The organism is Emticicia sp. 17c, from assembly GCF_037153985.1.
Taxonomy (GTDB): Bacteria; Bacteroidota; Bacteroidia; order Cytophagales; family Spirosomataceae; genus Emticicia.
In genome coordinates, this window is the sequence record NZ_JBBAYI010000001.1 from 434,478 (window position 1) to 450,876 (window position 16,399).

General features: G+C 38.8%; 13 protein-coding genes. All 13 read left to right on the plus strand.

All coding sequences use genetic code 11. The features are described 5' to 3' along the window. The first annotated feature begins 4 nt into the window (after positions 1-4). Positions 5-1,012 carry a DNA polymerase III subunit delta gene (gene holA, locus WAA15_RS01870; protein ID WP_337040674.1) on the plus strand — a complete coding sequence of 336 codons (1,008 nt, stop codon included), beginning with the start codon at positions 5-7 and terminating at the stop codon, positions 1,010-1,012. Between the two features lie 160 nt (positions 1,013-1,172). Next, positions 1,173-1,865, plus strand: coding sequence for a response regulator transcription factor (locus tag WAA15_RS01875; protein WP_337040675.1), 693 nt, complete (start codon positions 1,173-1,175; stop codon positions 1,863-1,865). Continuing rightward, positions 1,862-3,235: a HAMP domain-containing sensor histidine kinase gene (locus WAA15_RS01880; protein WP_337040676.1), complete on the plus strand. Its 1,374-nt coding sequence runs from the start codon at positions 1,862-1,864 to the stop codon at positions 3,233-3,235. Before WAA15_RS01875 ends, WAA15_RS01880 begins: the two co-directional genes overlap by 4 nt. Before the next feature lie 92 nt (positions 3,236-3,327). Then, positions 3,328-4,728 (plus strand): TolC family protein, encoded by a 1,401-nt coding sequence (locus tag WAA15_RS01885; protein ID WP_337040677.1) that lies wholly within the window; start codon positions 3,328-3,330, stop codon positions 4,726-4,728. A gap of 56 nt (positions 4,729-4,784) precedes the next feature. Further along, a complete protein-coding gene (locus WAA15_RS01890) occupies positions 4,785-8,003 on the plus strand; it encodes an efflux RND transporter permease subunit (protein WP_337040678.1) in 3,219 nt (1,072 codons plus the stop codon). After that, positions 7,984-9,087 carry an efflux RND transporter periplasmic adaptor subunit gene (locus WAA15_RS01895; RefSeq protein WP_337040679.1) on the plus strand — a complete coding sequence of 368 codons (1,104 nt, stop codon included), beginning with the start codon at positions 7,984-7,986 and terminating at the stop codon, positions 9,085-9,087. The genes WAA15_RS01890 and WAA15_RS01895 overlap by 20 nt, the downstream gene beginning before the upstream one ends. 34 nt (positions 9,088-9,121) lie before the next feature. Beyond that, the gene (locus WAA15_RS01900; protein WP_337040681.1) at positions 9,122-9,556 is read left to right on the plus strand and encodes a hypothetical protein; all 435 of its coding nucleotides are present in this window, start codon (positions 9,122-9,124) and stop codon (positions 9,554-9,556) included. A gap of 186 nt (positions 9,557-9,742) precedes the next feature. After that, positions 9,743-10,561: an EboA domain-containing protein gene (locus WAA15_RS01905; protein ID WP_337040682.1), complete on the plus strand. Its 819-nt coding sequence runs from the start codon at positions 9,743-9,745 to the stop codon at positions 10,559-10,561. Positions 10,562-10,590: 29 nt separating this feature from the next. Then, the gene (locus WAA15_RS01910; protein WP_337040683.1) at positions 10,591-11,610 is read left to right on the plus strand and encodes a TatD family hydrolase; all 1,020 of its coding nucleotides are present in this window, start codon (positions 10,591-10,593) and stop codon (positions 11,608-11,610) included. 77 nt (positions 11,611-11,687) lie between these two features. Continuing rightward, positions 11,688-12,569 carry a UbiA-like protein EboC gene (gene eboC / locus WAA15_RS01915; protein WP_337040684.1) on the plus strand — a complete coding sequence of 294 codons (882 nt, stop codon included), beginning with the start codon at positions 11,688-11,690 and terminating at the stop codon, positions 12,567-12,569. 41 nt (positions 12,570-12,610) lie between these two features. Next, positions 12,611-13,759: a 3-dehydroquinate synthase gene (locus WAA15_RS01920; RefSeq protein WP_337040685.1), complete on the plus strand. Its 1,149-nt coding sequence runs from the start codon at positions 12,611-12,613 to the stop codon at positions 13,757-13,759. A 3-nt stretch (positions 13,760-13,762) separates the two neighbouring features. Next, the gene (eboE, locus tag WAA15_RS01925) at positions 13,763-14,959 is read left to right on the plus strand and encodes a metabolite traffic protein EboE (protein WP_337040686.1); all 1,197 of its coding nucleotides are present in this window, start codon (positions 13,763-13,765) and stop codon (positions 14,957-14,959) included. A 17-nt stretch (positions 14,960-14,976) separates the two neighbouring features. After that, positions 14,977-16,350: an alkaline phosphatase family protein gene (locus tag WAA15_RS01930; protein ID WP_337040687.1), complete on the plus strand. Its 1,374-nt coding sequence runs from the start codon at positions 14,977-14,979 to the stop codon at positions 16,348-16,350. Positions 16,351-16,399 lie beyond the last annotated feature (49 nt).

A 16,399-nucleotide genomic window follows, 5' to 3' on the forward strand; every position in this document is an offset into this window, starting at 1 on the left:
GGAGATGTCAGAGTTATTAAAATCAATCAAAAGAGATAATATTAAACCCTTGTATCTGCTTCATGGGGAAGAACCTTACCATATTGAACAGATTATTGATAAAATACAAAGTCTGGCTATTCCTGTTCATGAAAAGGGCTTTAATGAATTCGTTCTTTTTGGTAAAGACCTCAACGTAGGTTCATTACTCAATTATGCCCGAAGATTTCCGATGATGGCTGAAAAACAATTAATTATTGTAAAAGATGCACACCAGATACAAGGAATTGAGCAGAAAGAGAATCAGAAATTAATTGAAGACTATGCCTTACAGCCGCTTCCATCCACAATTCTGATATTGGCTTTTGGTAATGCACAGGACGAACGTAAAAGCTGGATTAAAGCATTTAATAAAAACGGAGTTCTTTACAATTCAAAAAAGTTTTATGATAACCAGTTGCCAGAGTTTATGGCTGATTATTGTCACTCAAAAGGTGTAAAAATCAGTATGAAAGCCATTCAATTACTGATAGAACACATTGGCAATGATTTAAAAAGACTCACAGGCGAAGTAGATAAGGTTATATTAAACGTAAAACTCGGCGAAGGTATCGATGCCGATACCATCCAGAAATTTGTAGGCATCAGCAAAGAGTATAATGTATTTGAACTACAAAAAGCACTTATCCTGAGAGACGTAGTAAAGGCTAATCAGATAATCATTTATTTTGAAAATAATCCGAAAGATAACCCTATTCAACCCATACTTATTATATTATATAATTTTTTCAGCAAAGTATTACTGGTGCATGCTTCAGCCGATAAGTCAGAGAGTAGCATTGCCAGTTTATTAAAAGTAAACAGTTTTTTTGCCAAAGATTACCTCAATGCGTCGCGTAATTATTCTTTACCTAAAGTAATGGCAATAATTCATTCATTGAAAATAGCAGATTTGAAATCTAAAGGTGTTGATTCGGGAGATGAAAAAGAGGGAGATATTTTAAAAAGGCTCGTTTTTGAAATCCTTCATTAAATAAAAAGCTTTTTGAGCTTTATCTTTACTTTCTAACACTCATTTACAAAGGACTTGCATTTGCTTCTGGATTTTAAGTTTTTTTTAATTTCATGTTAATCTGTTTCTAAGTTACCACAGCATATTTGCGGTTTATACTAGTTACTATCATTTAGAGGCCGTGGAAAAGAAAAATATACTTGTCATAGAAGACGACCGTCGTATTTCGGATAATCTGGTAAAAGGATTATCAAAAAAAGGTTTTTTATCGGATGTAGCATTTGATGGACACAACGGGCTAAAAAAAGCACTATCTCTTCCATTCGATTTAATTATTCTTGACATCAATCTTCCTCAGATGAATGGCTTCGATGTATGTTTTGCTGTGCGTGGCTATAAACCAAGCATACCTATTCTGATGCTTACTGCCATGGGTGAAGTTGAAGATAAAGTTGAAGGGCTAGATAACGGTGCAGACGATTACATTGTAAAACCCTTCGATTTCAGAGAATTATTTGCCCGCATTAATGCCCTGCTCAGGCGGGCCTCAAGAACACCCATACAACCTATAAAAGAAGTATTACGCGTGGCCGACCTCGAAATACATCTGGATAAAAAAATTGCGGTTCGTTCTGGTAAAATTATTGACTTAACTGCCCGTGAATTTACTTTACTTGAGTATCTGGTAAGAAACAGAGGCAGGGTCCTCTCAAAAATGGATATTGCAGAGAACGTATGGGACTTAAATTTCGATTCGGGTACTAATATTATTGAGGTTTATATTAATTATCTGCGCAAAAAAATTGATAAAGATTTTGAGCCTAAATTGATTCACACAAAACTAGGGCTAGGATACATTTTAAGAGAAAAATGAAAATCAGATACAAAATAGTTTTACAGTTTTCCTTAATAGTTGCCTTTAATCTATTAATTTTTTCAGGATTTATTTATTACCGCGAAGACCAGAAACGCCGAGATACGTTTCGTGGCCGGCTTAGCAAAAGGGCCATTACTACTGCAAGGCTCTTGGCAGATGTTAAGGGTTTTTCGCCGGAGTTACTCCGAATTATGGACAAAACGTCTGTAAACAGACTCATTGGTGAAGAAGTACAGGTTTTTAACACCCGCAATGAACTTATTTATTCAAATCCTGAAAAGAAAGAAAAAGATATTAATCTGGAACTTCTTAACCAGATTAAACAACAAAAACTGGTAGAATTCAAAATTAAAGAAAGAGAAAGCCTAGGTATATTATTTCAAGGCAAATACGATAATTTCATAGTAATAGAATCAGGAATTGACGTTGAAGGACAAAATAACCTTAAAAGCCTTAGCCAAACCTTATTAATCAGTTTTCTATTAATTATTTTAGTTGTTATCATAAGTGGGATGTTCTACGCGGGTCAGGCACTGCAACCTATCAAGATTATTAACCATCAGATTGACCAGATTACTGCACAAAACCTCAGGAAGCGCGTAGACGAAGGCAAAAGTCATGATGAAATAGCGGAGTTAGCACGCAACTTTAATCTGATGCTGAACCGATTAGAGTTAGGCTTTGAACAGCAAAGAAGTTTTGTATCACACGCTTCGCATGAACTAAGAACCCCACTGGCCGCCATAAAGTCAGAAGTTCAGTTGGGGTTGGAAGAAAAATTAAGTTTAGCCGAGTATGAAAAAATATTACATAATATTCTGGAAGATACCGACAAGCTGATATTGCTATCGAACAGTTTATTACAATTGGCCCGCCCACTTGATGGCATCAACAATTCAAGAATCGAAAATATCCGTATCGAAGAATTACTCCTTACAGTCAGGAATACTATTAAAAGTAATAAACCTGATGTAATTATAAGAACAAATTTTATCAGGATACCTTCTGACGAACACCTCACAATAGTCAGAGGGAATGAAGCCCTACTCCAGAATGCCTTTCTGAACCTGCTCGATAACGCCCTGAAATATAGCAATAACCAACCCGTAGATGTGTATATTGATTTTGACGATAAAGATTGTATTGTTAAAATAACCGATACAGGTATGGGTATTCCGACCGAGGAGCTATCTAATATCTTTGAGCCATTTTACCGAGGCGAAAACGTAATCGAAGTACAAGGCTTTGGCGTAGGTTTATCTATCTGCCAGAAAATTGTTCATCTGCATGGCGGGCGAATTACCATTCATAGTGAATTAATGAAAGGTTCAACTTTCACTGTATACTTACCTCATTTAACAATTTAAGAAAATTTTAATTTTACACTAAGGACTTTCTAAGGTAGTGCCATGACTTTTGCTTTTAGTCTTAACCACTTGCCTTAATTATCCTTGTTTAGATGAGAAAAAAGTATTTGTTAGTAAGCTGTTTTTTGATTAGTAGAATCGCTTTTTGTCAGGATGTTGTTTCTGAGCCACACAGAATAACTTTATCGGAAGCAATTGATTCGGCAATTAAGAACTACCCAAGTATAAAAGCCAAAAAAGCCGAAAGAACAGCTTCGGAATTTGCATTAAAGGCAGCCCAGACCGAGGGGCGTATACCCGATGTAATCATACAAGACCAATACCAGTTTGCAACAAATAATAGCCTTGCAGGTGCAACATTTCCTATGCAAGGGGCTTTTCCGGCTGTTTCGGGGGGTATTCGCAGTAACAATATTTATCAGCCAGTGTGGGGCAGCCTTACCGACATACAAGTAAACTGGCAGGCATTTACCTTCGGAAAAGTTAAAGCCAATATTGATGTAGCCCAGAAAGCACTCATCCGGCAGGAGTATGATTACGAGAATGAGTTATTTCAACATCAGGTTAAAGTAGCTGATGCCTACCTTTCTTTGTTAGTTTTTCAGAAAACAGTACGTATTCAGGAAGTTAACCTCCAACGGGCAATTACTTTCAGAGATGTAACCAATGCCAAAGTAATTTCAGGCTTACGCGCCGGCATCGACAGTTCATTTGCAAGTGCTGAGGTTTCGAAGGCAAAATTATTATTGCTACAAAGCCAGCAAAACGAACGCACCCAACGGATTAGGCTAAATGAACTGATGGGCGTTAGTAATGGCAATTTTCAGGCAGATTCAATGCAGTTTTTTCAAAAATTGCCCCTCATCTCCCAAGAAAAAGCAGATGTTTTTCAAAACCCGATCCTGAAAGTTTTTAATGCTCAGATTGATTTTTCAAAAGCCCGTTCCATCGCAATCAGAAAATCATATTATCCGAGTATTATCCTTAACGCCTCAGTTTGGGGACGTGGCTCTGGAGTCAATAACGCCAAAGATTCTTACAGTTCAAAAATCACCGACGGGCTGGGCTATCAAGTAGGAAATTACCTGTTAGGTGTAGGCATTAGCTGGAACTTAACTCCGATTTACCGCATCAGGCATGAAGTTTCAGCAGAATTACAAAGGGCTGAGCAATTTCAACAACTTCTTAATCAGCAAGAACTACGCTTAAGTAGCCAGAATGCCAATGCCAATATTCAGATTGAACTGGCAATCCAACAGGCTCGTGAAGCACCAATACAAACAATGGCTGCACAGGGGGCTTATCAGCAGGCCACTGCACGTTATGATTCAGGTCTGGCTACATTACTAGAGGTTTCGCAAGCCTTTTTATTGCTAAACAGAGCCGAAGTTGACCAGTCGATTGCTACAAATAACGTTTGGCGCGCTTTATTATTAAAGGCTGCATCAATCGGGAATTTATCTATATTTCTCAGTCAGGTAAATAGCAACTAAGCAACCCTTTCCTATAAATATACAACCACTAGCTATATAAGCTAACTATTAAATCTATGGTACGATTCGCTTTAAAAAGACCCATTACAATAGTAGTGCTGTTTACCGGATTGATTTTGTTTGGAGCAATGGCAATCCGTAAAATTCCTATTGATATTTTTCCTCAGCTTAATTTACCCACCATTTACGTAATTGAGTCTTACGGTGGTATGTCTCCACAGCAAATGGAAGGTTTTTTTGCTACACGCTTGCAAGAGCAGTTTTTATATGTAAATGGTATTAAAAACATTGAAAGCAAAAATATACAAGGGCTTACATTTATCAAGTTGTCATTTTATGAAGATACTGACATGGCCGAGGCCTCGGCTCAGGTAGCATTACAGGTAAACCGTGCATCCAAGTTTTTCCCACCCGGTGCTTTACCCCCACAAGTAATTCGTTTTGATGCCTCTTCAATGCCAGTCGGGCAATTAGTTTTTGATAGTAAAACTAAATCGCTCAAAGAATTATACGATTTAGCCTCTACTTATATCCGCCCGATGTTTGCTACTGTACCGGGGCTTACAGCCCCTCATGCCTTGGGTGCAAACTCACGCTCAATCGTTGTGAATGTAGACCCTGAAAAACTTAGACGCTATAATCTATCACCCGATCAGGTTGTGGAAGCAATTTCAAAAAATAACTCCATGACCCCTTCAGGCAATTTACGCGTAAACGATTTAATGTATGTTACGAGTGTTAACTCTTTAGAAGAGAAAGTTCAGCATTTTGAAGATATTCCTCTAATTACCAACGGGTCTGCAACTATATTCATTCATGACATTGCTACTGTATCAGATGCTTCAGATGTAACCGTTGACTACGCCCTTGTAAATGGCAAAAGGTCGGTTTACATTCCTATTGTTAAAACAGCCGATGCTTCAACGTGGTCGGTTGTGCAAGGGTTAAAAGCCAAGCTACCTGAAATGAAAAGTCTATTGCCTGACGACGTAGACGTAAGCTATGAGTTCGACCAGTCGGTATTTGTGATTAATGCCGTAAAAAGCCTTATGACAGAAGGGATTCTTGGGGCCATTCTTACAGGGCTTATGGTTCTGCTGTTCCTGAAAGACTGGCGCAGTAGTCTTGTTGTAATTATTACCATTCCGGTATCAATATTAATTGGTATATTATTCCTTAAAATGGCAGGCCAAACCATTAATATTATGACTCTTAGTGGCTTGGCTCTTGCCATTGGTGTATTGGTTGACCAAGCTACGGTAAGTATCGAAAACATACACCAACATCTGGAAATGGGGAAAACAAAAAAACAAGCCATTCTTGATGCCTGTCAGGAAATATCATTTCCTCTATTGCTAATCCTACTTTGTATTCTGGCTGTTTTTGCCCCCTCTTTCGTTATGACGGGCGTTCCAAGAGCCATGTTTTTGCCCCTATCGCTATCGATTGGGTTTGCTATGATAGTGTCATTTATTGCGGCACAAACACTTGTACCTGTTATTTCAAACTGGTTATTGAAACAGGAAATGTTTCAGTATCATCATAACGAATTTCATGCCCATGCAGGCCTTGCGTTAGATAAGGGCGAAATCAACGAAGTGGAAGAACACACCAAACAAGATAAAAAACATGAAGATGACAATTCTTTTTTTCAAAGAATGAAGATAAAGCTGGCTGCTTTTGTTGAAAAAGGTATTTCGTCGAGAAGACTTATTGTTATTTCTTATCTGTTCTTAACACTTGTTGCTACCGGTTTTTGTTTTTACATTATTGGGAAAGACCTGCTTCCTAAAACGAACAACGGGCAATTACAATTACGTATTAAAGGGCCGGATGGTACAAGACTTGAAAAAACAGAACGGGATGTAAAGGGTATTCTAGCCATTATGGATTCGACTGTTGCAGGTGGTGTAGACATGACCTCCGTTTATGTAGGTATTATTCCTAGTAGCTATGGGTCAAGTAACCTGTATGTTTTTAATAGTGGTACGCACGAGGCCATCATGCAAGCTAATATTGGCGAACATTTTAAAGGGAATCTGGATGAACTAAAAGACAAACTTCGCGAGAATATCAAGAAAGTATACCCGAATATCCGTATTTCTTTTGAACCTATCGAACTTACCGAAAAGATAATGGCGCAAGGTGCTGCCACCCCAATTGAAGTGAGGGTAATTGGTAAAAACTTCGAGGATATTAAATATTATTCACGCCGATTGGTTGACAGCCTCCGCCAGATAAGTTACTTAAGGGATGTACAAATAGCGCAGCCGCTTAAATTTCCTACAATAAAAATAAATATTGACCGATTCAGACTGGCACAAATGGGTCTTAATCTGAACGAAGTTGCCCGTAGTATCACAGATGCTACGTCGTCAAGTCGTTTCACAGAAAAAGTACAATGGCTCGACCAGAAAGTTTCATATACATATCAGGTACAGGTACAAGTTCCAGAATATATTATGAACTCCATGGAACAACTTCAATCTATCTCATTGGTGAAAGGCAAAGCACGGCCTGTACTTTCTGATATAGCGCAAATGACAGTTGACACCCTACCCGGGCAATATGATAGAACAGGGCCACGACGATTCCTGACCGTAAGTGCAAATATTTATAAAAAAGACTTGGGAAAAGCTAGTAGCGATGTTCATAAAGTTATTGACCGCTTAGGAACACCACCCAAAGGAATGTTGGTAGAAGTAAAGGGTATGTCATCACTATTAACCGAAACGCTCGATTCACTTCAGACGGGTCTGGGTGTTGCTATTGTTGTGGTTCTTCTATTGTTGGCAGCAAATTATCAGTCGTTCGGTGTAGCCTTGTCTGTTTTATCGACAGTCCCAGCCGTTTTGTTGGGGTCTCTCCTGTTACTTCTGGCAACAGGCTCTACACTTAATTTACAGTCTTACATGGGCATTATCATGAGTATTGGGGTATCAGTTGCGAATGCTATTCTAATTGTTACCAATGCAGAGTCTTTAAGAATTAGTTATCAAAACCCTTTTAAAGCCGCAGTAATGGCCGCAAGTATTCGTTTCCGTCCTATTCTCATGACGAGCCTTGCCATGATTGCCGGAATGGTTCCGATGGCAAGTGGCCTCGGCGAGGCGGGCGACCAGTCAGCACCACTAGGCCGCGCTGTTATTGGGGGGCTAATTTTCTCTACGTTTGCCTCACTTCTCATAGTTCCATTAGTATATGCATGGATTCAGCAAAAAGCATCTTTTAAATCAGTTTCTCTATTACCTGAAAATGAAAACACAAATCTTTAATACCTATATGAAATATTGCCTGATAGTATTATTGGCTAATATATTACTTAGCTCCTGTACTGAAAACAGAGCCGAAGAAAAGAAAAAAGAGGGGCCTAAAACTCAACCACAGTCATATCAGTTTGCTAAGGTTGAAAGTGGTGGTGTAGCATCTACCTTGCGCCTTCCTGCACAGTTAAATGCCTATCAGGAAGTCAGTATCTTCCCAAAAGTAAACGGTTATGTAAAAAATGTGTGGGTCGATATTGGCTCGCACGTTAATAAAGGCAGTTTACTTATGGAGTTAGAAGCACCAGAACTGGAACAGGCTGTATTACTAGCCAAAGAAAAATTTGTTAAGGCAAATGCAGATTTTTCGGTAGATAAAGAACATTATCAGCGTTTGCTTGAGGCCTCTAAAACAAAGGGAGCGGTATCTCCAATGGATTTATCGACTATTAAAGCAAAAATGAATGCCGATACCGCCGTTGTAAACGCCGAAAAAGCTAACTGGGATATGCAAAAAACAATGACAAACTACCTGAAAGTAGTTGCGCCTTTCAGTGGTGTAATTACCGAGCGTAATATTCATCCTGGAGCTTTGGTAAGTGCCATGGCTAAAGACAAACCTATGCTTGAATTAAAACAGATTGAACACCTACGCTTACAGATTGATGTGCCAGAACACCTTGCCGTTAACCTTCATCAAAACGATACACTTTCTTTTTATGTAAGTGCGCTTCAAGGAAAAAAACTAAGAGGGAAAATCAGTAGGAAATCAAGAAGCATAAACGCACAGTACCGTAGCGAAAGAATTGAGGTAGATGTAATAAATAAAGATGGGCTTCTTGCATCGGGTATGTATGCCGATGTTGTGATTTATTCAAAAGGTAATAAAAATGCACTAATCGTTCCTAAATCTTCGATTATAACTTCTACCGAACGAAAATATGTTTTGCTATCTGACAATGGGAAAATCAGAAAGGTTGATGTAAGTACAGGAAATTATACACCTGATAAGATTGAAATTTATGGAGATTTAAAACCGGGCGATACGGTTATCACCAACGCCAGTGAAGAAATAAAAGAAACTACTCAGGAATAATTAAGAAACAGAACTAGGATACCTTTACATGGCCATGAATAAATTGCTTGGAATGTTATGGCTCTGTTTATGTTGTATAGCCTGCCAGACAGATAATATAATAAAGCCATATTCGTACCTGAATATAAAATTCATTGAAGATGAGGATTATATAATGCTGGAAAGAATTGAAGGCAGTTGGGAAAATGAAAAAGCTCATTTGGAAGCCTTTGGGTACAAGAATGAGCATTTTCATCTTGATTTATCTCCTATTACAGTTGAAGGCCGTTTTACAGACCTGAGTATAAACAATATTTATTTTAACGATGGTGCTGATTTTACACCTTCCCGTTTGGATAGCGGTTTTATTGAAATTTCAAACGTTAATGCTACACAAGTGGGTGGCAGTTTTCGGGTAGTACTTGAAAATCATTTCAATGGAATCCAACAACGCACCCTTGAAGGTAAATTTTTAATCAATATACATTGACAAAGAACTCAACGATATTATCATATCTGATTATATCGCTTTCTTTTGTTTCTTTGTTTTGTGTTAGTTCGCCCTACGAAATTGGCTAATTAGTCGATTTTAATCTTAATTTTTTGCATAAATACTACACGAAGCTCAAAATTCTTCTTTAGATTTGCTTGAAATTAATACAAAGTGCCTAACCAAATGAATTATTCTGCTTTGTTGCTTGATATAATAAAATCTCAAGCATCGGCCAAAGAGATAAGTTGGATTGAGACGAAAGCCAGCGGAAGTTTACAGACCTTGCAAACAGCATTCGTTGCTACCCCAAGGTTTATTAGCAAAAATATTATTCAGTCTACTGATGGCATCGATGGTGTGTCTTTTCAGAACTGGACACTCGACAAATTAGTAAGAGCCTATTTTCTTACAAAACTCGACAGTTCCGATAAAGATGTATATACAAACACCCTCGACACACTCTTCGACACCGCCGAAAATAACGAGGCGGTGGCTCTAATCTCAGCTCTTCCATTTTTAGCCTACCCTGAGAACTGGATGCTTCGCGCAACCAATGCCGTAAGGTCAAACATAGGCCCTGTTTTCGATGCAATTGCTTTTCAGAATCCTTTTCCTAAAAAACATTTTTCTGAGCTTGCCTGGAACCAGTTGGTACTAAAATGTATTTTTAATGATAAACCTATACACCTGATTGAAGGCTTAGATGAACGCGCTAATCAGGAATTAGCAAACTCTATTTCTTATCTTGCACATGAGCGTTGGTCGGCAGGCCGTACTATTCCATCACAAGCATGGCGTTTGGTAAGTGGGTTTATGAATGAAACAATATGGCCCGACATCGAACATCTATTCCAGTCTACAGCCCAGTCAGACCACCTAGCTGCGGTTTTGGTTTCTAAAGAAACTAATTATGCGGCGGCTAAAGCAGCCTTAGCTCATCATCAGGAATTATCACAACAGGTTACAGATGGTGTTTTAAGCTGGAAAACACTAGAAAACTAAAGGGGTATTACAAATTTACTATTAAAAAGATGTGTCAGAAACACGAAGAAATATCACAAAATCCTTCGCATTTTGAAGGAAGTGCCGAAGAACTCGAAACCTCTAAAAATATACAGGCCAACTACACCGATTATATTAAGGGAATGAAGTTTTTCGACCCACATATTCACATGACCTCTCGTACTACTGATGATTACACGGCTTTGATTGATGCAGGTGTAGTAGCCATCATTGAACCAGCCTTCTGGCTAGGGCAGCCGCGAACGGGTTTGGCCTCGTTCAAAGATTATTTTAGTAGCCTTGTAGGTTGGGAAAGGTTCAGGTCATCACAGTTCGGCATCAAACATTATTGCACCATTGGTCTCAATTCCCGCGAGGCTAACAATGAAGCATTAGCCGAACAAGTTATGGAAATATTGCCTATTTTTCTTTATAAAGAAGGAGTAGTTGGTGTGGGTGAAATTGGATTTGATGACCAGACTGCCGCTGAAGAAAAATACTATCGACTTCAACTTGAACTTTCAAAAGAGGCTAATTTACCTGTACAGGTACATACCCCCCACAGAGATAAAAAGAAAGGAACCGAACTAAGTATGTCTATTGCACTCGAACATGGCATTGACCCAAGCATGGTAATTATCGACCATAACAACGAAGAAACCGTTGAGAGTGTATTAGAAAAAGGATTCTGGGCTGCTTTTACTATTTATCCGTTTACCAAAATGGGTAACGAGCGCATGGTAGAAATTGTAAAAAAATATGGCTCTGAACGCATAATGGTTAATTCAGCTGCTGATTGGGGTATCAGCGACCCACTAGCAGTACCCAAAACTGCCGCTCTAATGAAAATAAAAGGCATTTCTGATGAAGATATCAGACGTGTTACTTATCAGAATGCTATTGATGCCTTCGCTCAAAGCGGACAAATTGACATAACAGATTTTGAAACACCAATGGTCATTGACCAGAGCCTTAAATATAATGGTAATACCGTTTTACGCGGTGGACAAATACCAAGAGTTGATAAAAACTCAATTATTATCAGTTAAATAGCTAACGGTTACCATAACTTAATGGTCTTAAGCCCATTAATAAGCAAGAAAATACCTGAACAAATTCCAAAACCTTGAAGATAAAACCCTATTTACAACTTACGCGCCCTGCCAATGTCATTACAGCCATTTCCGATATTCTGGCGGGAGTTGCCATAGCCTCTTTTTCATCTCCGCTTTATGATATTCATATTCCTAAAGCCATCTTCTTATGTATTTCAACCATAGGGCTGTATGCCGGAGGTATTGTTTTTAACGATATTTTTGATTTAGAGCTTGACAAAGTGGAACGTCCTGAAAGGGTAATTCCAAGCGGAAAAGTTACAAAGGCTAATGCAACTATTTTTGGTGTTTTGCTACTAACCATAGGCGTAATAGCCGCTTGGTTAAATAGTCCTGTTAGTGCCGGCATAGCATTATCGGTAGCTCTTTGCGCTTTGATTTATGACAAATACGGTAAACATCATTCTTTTTTAGGCCCTATCAACATGGGGCTTTGTAGAGGTGGAAACCTTGTTTTAGGAATGAGTATCATCGAAAGTTCGGTAACAAATTGGTGGCTTATTGGAATTCTACCTGTATGCTACATAGCAGCCATAACCATGATTAGCCGTGGAGAAGTACACGGTGGCAACAAAAATACCCTGTACTTTGCCGCAATACTTTATGTACTGGTTAGTATAGCTCAGTTATATATTTCGTTTATACTTGGTAATCTTTTATTGGCTGCGCCTTTTGTAGCTTTACATATTTACCTGATTTTCAAGCCTTTAATTACTGCAATAGGTAATCCGATTGGAGCCAACATCGGAAAGGCTGTAAAAGCTGGTGTGCTGTCACTCATTGTGATGAACACCGCATGGGTAAGTGTTTCGGGCAATATTATTTTTGCACTGGCAGTTTTATGCTTATTACCAATCTCTATTAGGCTGGCAAGGCTGTTTGCAGTAACCTAGCAAAGCGGCCAGTAATTTTATTAATTTTATTTCAGATTTAGATGAGTGTCATTCAGCAGTCTTTTCAGGTTCCTTACTCGTTCAATATAATTTTCACCCAAAGTCTTTTTTCGCCTGAAAACAAAGATTTTATCAGTTTTTTATCAAACTACGGAGATACCAGTTTTCAGAAAAAGATTTTATTTTTAGTTGATTCAGGTGTAGCAGAAAAACATAAAGCCCTGACCGAAAATATCAACGCTTATTTCAAAGGGCAGAATCAGTTAATTCTGGCCGATGAAATCATAATTTTACCCGGAGGCGAACTAGTAAAAAACGACCCTCAGTACCTTGAAAAAGCACTACTGGCCATTAATAAGTACGGAATTGACCGACACTCGTTTGTAGCGGCAATCGGCGGTGGAGCTTTTCTTGACATGGTCGGGTATGCTTCAACAATTGCGCATCGTGGGGTAAAGCATATTCGTATTCCAACAACGGTTCTATCACAGAATGATTCGGGTGTGGGGGTGAAAAATGGAGTCAATTTTCTTGGCAAAAAGAACTTTTTAGGCACATTCTCGCCACCGATAGCCGTATTTAATGACTCCGATTTCCTTACAACATTGTCAGACCGCGACTGGCGTTCAGGAATTTCAGAGGCTGTAAAGGTTGCACTCATTAAAGATTTAGCTTTTTTTGAATGGCTCGAAGCCAATGCACAAGCAATGGCCAATCGGGAAATGAAGCCAATGAATGAACAGATTTTCCGTTCTGCTGCGCTACATACGAATCATATTTCTAGTGGAGACCCTTTTGAAATGGGTTCAGCACGACCTTTGGATTTTGGTCATTGGGCTGCACATAAGTTAGAATATTTAAGTAATTTTGGGATACGCCATGGTGAGGCCGTAGCAATTGGTATTGCGCTGGATTCAGTTTATTCAAAGTTACTTGGTCTCATTTCAGAAGAAGATACCACACGGATTCTGAAACTACTGAAAACTTTAGGCTTTACGCTTTATCATGAGTCGCTGGCGGAAAATGATAAATTAAACCTCTGGGAAGGGCTTAACGAATTCAGAGAACATCTGGGTGGAAGATTAACCATAACTATATTAGAAAAACTAGGGCAAGGTAAAGAGATTCATGAAGTTGATTTTAATCTGATGAAACTTGCCGTAGACCAATTAAAGCTAACTCTTGATTAAACTATGAATACGCCCTACGGACACCTAAGTTATTGTAGTAATATACATCCGGGTGAAGACTGGAAAGAACATTTTGCGGTTCTGCAAAAAAGTATTCCTGAAATTAAGGCTCAGGTATGCCCTAACGCACCAATGGGCATTGGGTTACGGCTGGCCAATCAGGCTAGTATTGATTTATCAGAGCCTCAGAATTTTGAAACCTTTCAGCAATGGTTGACAACGAACGAATGCTATGTTTTTACAATGAACGGTTTCCCATTCGGGAACTTTCATCATACTGTTGTTAAGGATAAAGTCCATGCACCCGACTGGACCACACAGGAAAGAGTTGATTACACCATCAGGATGTTTCGTTTGCTTGCCAGACTTTTACCTGATAACTTAAGTGAAGGTGGTATTTCGACCTCGCCTCTCTCCTACCGTTTTTGGTGGGAAACGCCTGAATCTCTTGAAGAAGCTACAAGAATAGCAACCCAAAACATGATTACAGTGGTTGAAGTGCTTATGGAATTGAAGGCTAGTAGTGGTAAAATACTTCATCTGGATATAGAACCCGAACCAGACGGGATTCTGGAAAATTCGGAAGAATATATAAACTGGTACAAAGATTACTTACTGCCATTAGGTATCAAGCATTTACAAAACAAAGGCTTGAGTGCAGAACAAGCCACAGAAGCTATTAAAACGCATATCCAGTTATGCTATGATGTTTGTCATTTTGCTGTTGGCTTTGAATCGCCCGAAAATGTAATTGCCAAACTGGATGCTGAACAACTGAAAGTAGGTAAAATTCAGATAAGCTCAGCCCTCAAAGTTGACTTCTCAAGTCAGGCCGAAGAAAAACTTTCAGTTATAGCCCAATACAATGAGCCTGTTTATTTACATCAGGTAGTAGCACAAAAGCATGACGGCAGCTTTGTTAAGTATCCTGATTTAAATGAAGCTATCGCCGGATTTAACACTGATATAAGCTCATGGCGAGTACATTTTCATGTGCCTCTCTTTCTGGAGCAATATGGTTTAATAGGCTCAACACAAGCCGATATTGTAAACACGCTCAATGTGCATAAAAACAAACCATTTACACAACACATGGAAGTAGAAACATATACTTGGGGCGTATTACCAAAAGAGTTTCAAGCACCATTGAACGACTCTATCGTTCGTGAGATTAAATGGGTAAAAGGCATTTTAAAATAGATTTATCACTCAATACCATGCAAAAAACGGTAGTTATTGATATTGTTGGGCTTAGTACAAGTGTGATTGGTGAACACACCCCATTTTTGCAAAAATTTATCGCCAGAAACAGTCTCACTCATATAAAACCGGCGTTTCCGGCTGTTACAACCACGTCACAGAGTTGTTATGTTACAGGTAAAAATCCTGATGAACACGGAATCGTAGGAAATGGCTGGTATGATAGAGAAGCCTGTGAAATGAAATTCTGGAAACAGTCAAACAAATTAGTACATGCAGAGAAAATCTGGGAAGCTGCCCGTCGTAAAAATCCAGATTTTACGGTATCAAAAATGTTCTGGTGGTACAATATGTATTCATCGGCCGATTTTTCAGCAACACCACGCCCTCAATACCACTCGGACGGCGTAAAAGTTCCTGACTGTTATACGTATCCAGCCGATTTAAGAGATAAGTTACAGGCAAAGTTTGGCACATTCCCTTTGTTCAAATTCTGGGGGCCTAATACAAGTATTGATTGTTCAAAATGGATTGCCGACGCATCCATGGAAGTAGATAAAGACCATGACCCTACATTAACATTAATTTATCTTCCTCATCTTGATTACTGCTTGCAGAAGTTTGGTGTTGATTTCAGTAAAATTGCAAAAGATTTACAAGAAATAGATTCGCTAGTTGAAGAACTGGTTAATTATTATGAAAAGAAGAATGCCCGTGTTATTCTGCTGTCAGAATATGGCATTAACAATGTGAGTAACCCTATTCATATTAATCGTATCTTACGCGAAAACGGTTTGATTTCAGTCAGGGTTGAAAGCGGGCTGGAATTACTGGATTGCGGTGCATCAAAGGCATTTGCTGCTTCTGACCACCAGATTGCTCACATATACATCAATGATTTGAGCCAAAAGACCAGAATCAAGGAAATACTATCTAAAGTTAAAGGAATTGCCTTGATTATGGATGAAGAAGAAAAGCGCAAACACCATATTAACCACGATAGAGCCGGAGATTTAGTCTTGATGGCCGATGCAGATAGCTGGTTCACTTATTACTATTGGTTTGATGATAAAGTAGCTCCTGATTATGCACGTAGCGTTGATATTCATAACAAACCCGGTTATGACCCCGTTGAAATGTTCATGAACCCCGACAACCCCTTTATTAAGTTAAGAGCAGCTTACAAATTAGGCCGCAAACTTTTAGGATTCAGGTATAGGATGGATGTTATACCTCTAAAAGCCGATTTGATTAAAGGTTCACACGGGACTTTAAACGTTGGGAAGGAGTTTTACCCAGTTTTAATAAGTAATCAACAACTAGCTGATGAAATAGCAGCAACCGATGTTTATGAGGTTATCTGGCATAGTTTATTTGGCAAAGCTCAATAATTATATTTATCATAAAAAGCAAAGCAGTTATAGTATAGCCTATAACTGC

Coding starts and splice junctions, on each gene's coding strand:
- holA (WP_337040674.1), top strand. CDS start 5: ATGTCAGAGTTATTAAAATCAATCAAAAGAGATAATATTAAACCCTTG.
- WAA15_RS01880 (WP_337040676.1), top strand. CDS start 1,862: ATGAAAATCAGATACAAAATAGTTTTACAGTTTTCCTTAATAGTTGCC.
- WAA15_RS01885 (WP_337040677.1), top strand. CDS start 3,328: ATGAGAAAAAAGTATTTGTTAGTAAGCTGTTTTTTGATTAGTAGAATC.
- WAA15_RS01890 (WP_337040678.1), top strand. CDS start 4,785: ATGGTACGATTCGCTTTAAAAAGACCCATTACAATAGTAGTGCTGTTT.
- WAA15_RS01895 (WP_337040679.1), top strand. CDS start 7,984: ATGAAAACACAAATCTTTAATACCTATATGAAATATTGCCTGATAGTA.
- WAA15_RS01900 (WP_337040681.1), top strand. CDS start 9,122: ATGAATAAATTGCTTGGAATGTTATGGCTCTGTTTATGTTGTATAGCC.
- WAA15_RS01905 (WP_337040682.1), top strand. CDS start 9,743: ATGAATTATTCTGCTTTGTTGCTTGATATAATAAAATCTCAAGCATCG.
- WAA15_RS01910 (WP_337040683.1), top strand. CDS start 10,591: ATGTGTCAGAAACACGAAGAAATATCACAAAATCCTTCGCATTTTGAA.
- WAA15_RS01920 (WP_337040685.1), top strand. CDS start 12,611: ATGAGTGTCATTCAGCAGTCTTTTCAGGTTCCTTACTCGTTCAATATA.
- eboE (WP_337040686.1), top strand. CDS start 13,763: ATGAATACGCCCTACGGACACCTAAGTTATTGTAGTAATATACATCCG.
- WAA15_RS01930 (WP_337040687.1), top strand. CDS start 14,977: ATGCAAAAAACGGTAGTTATTGATATTGTTGGGCTTAGTACAAGTGTG.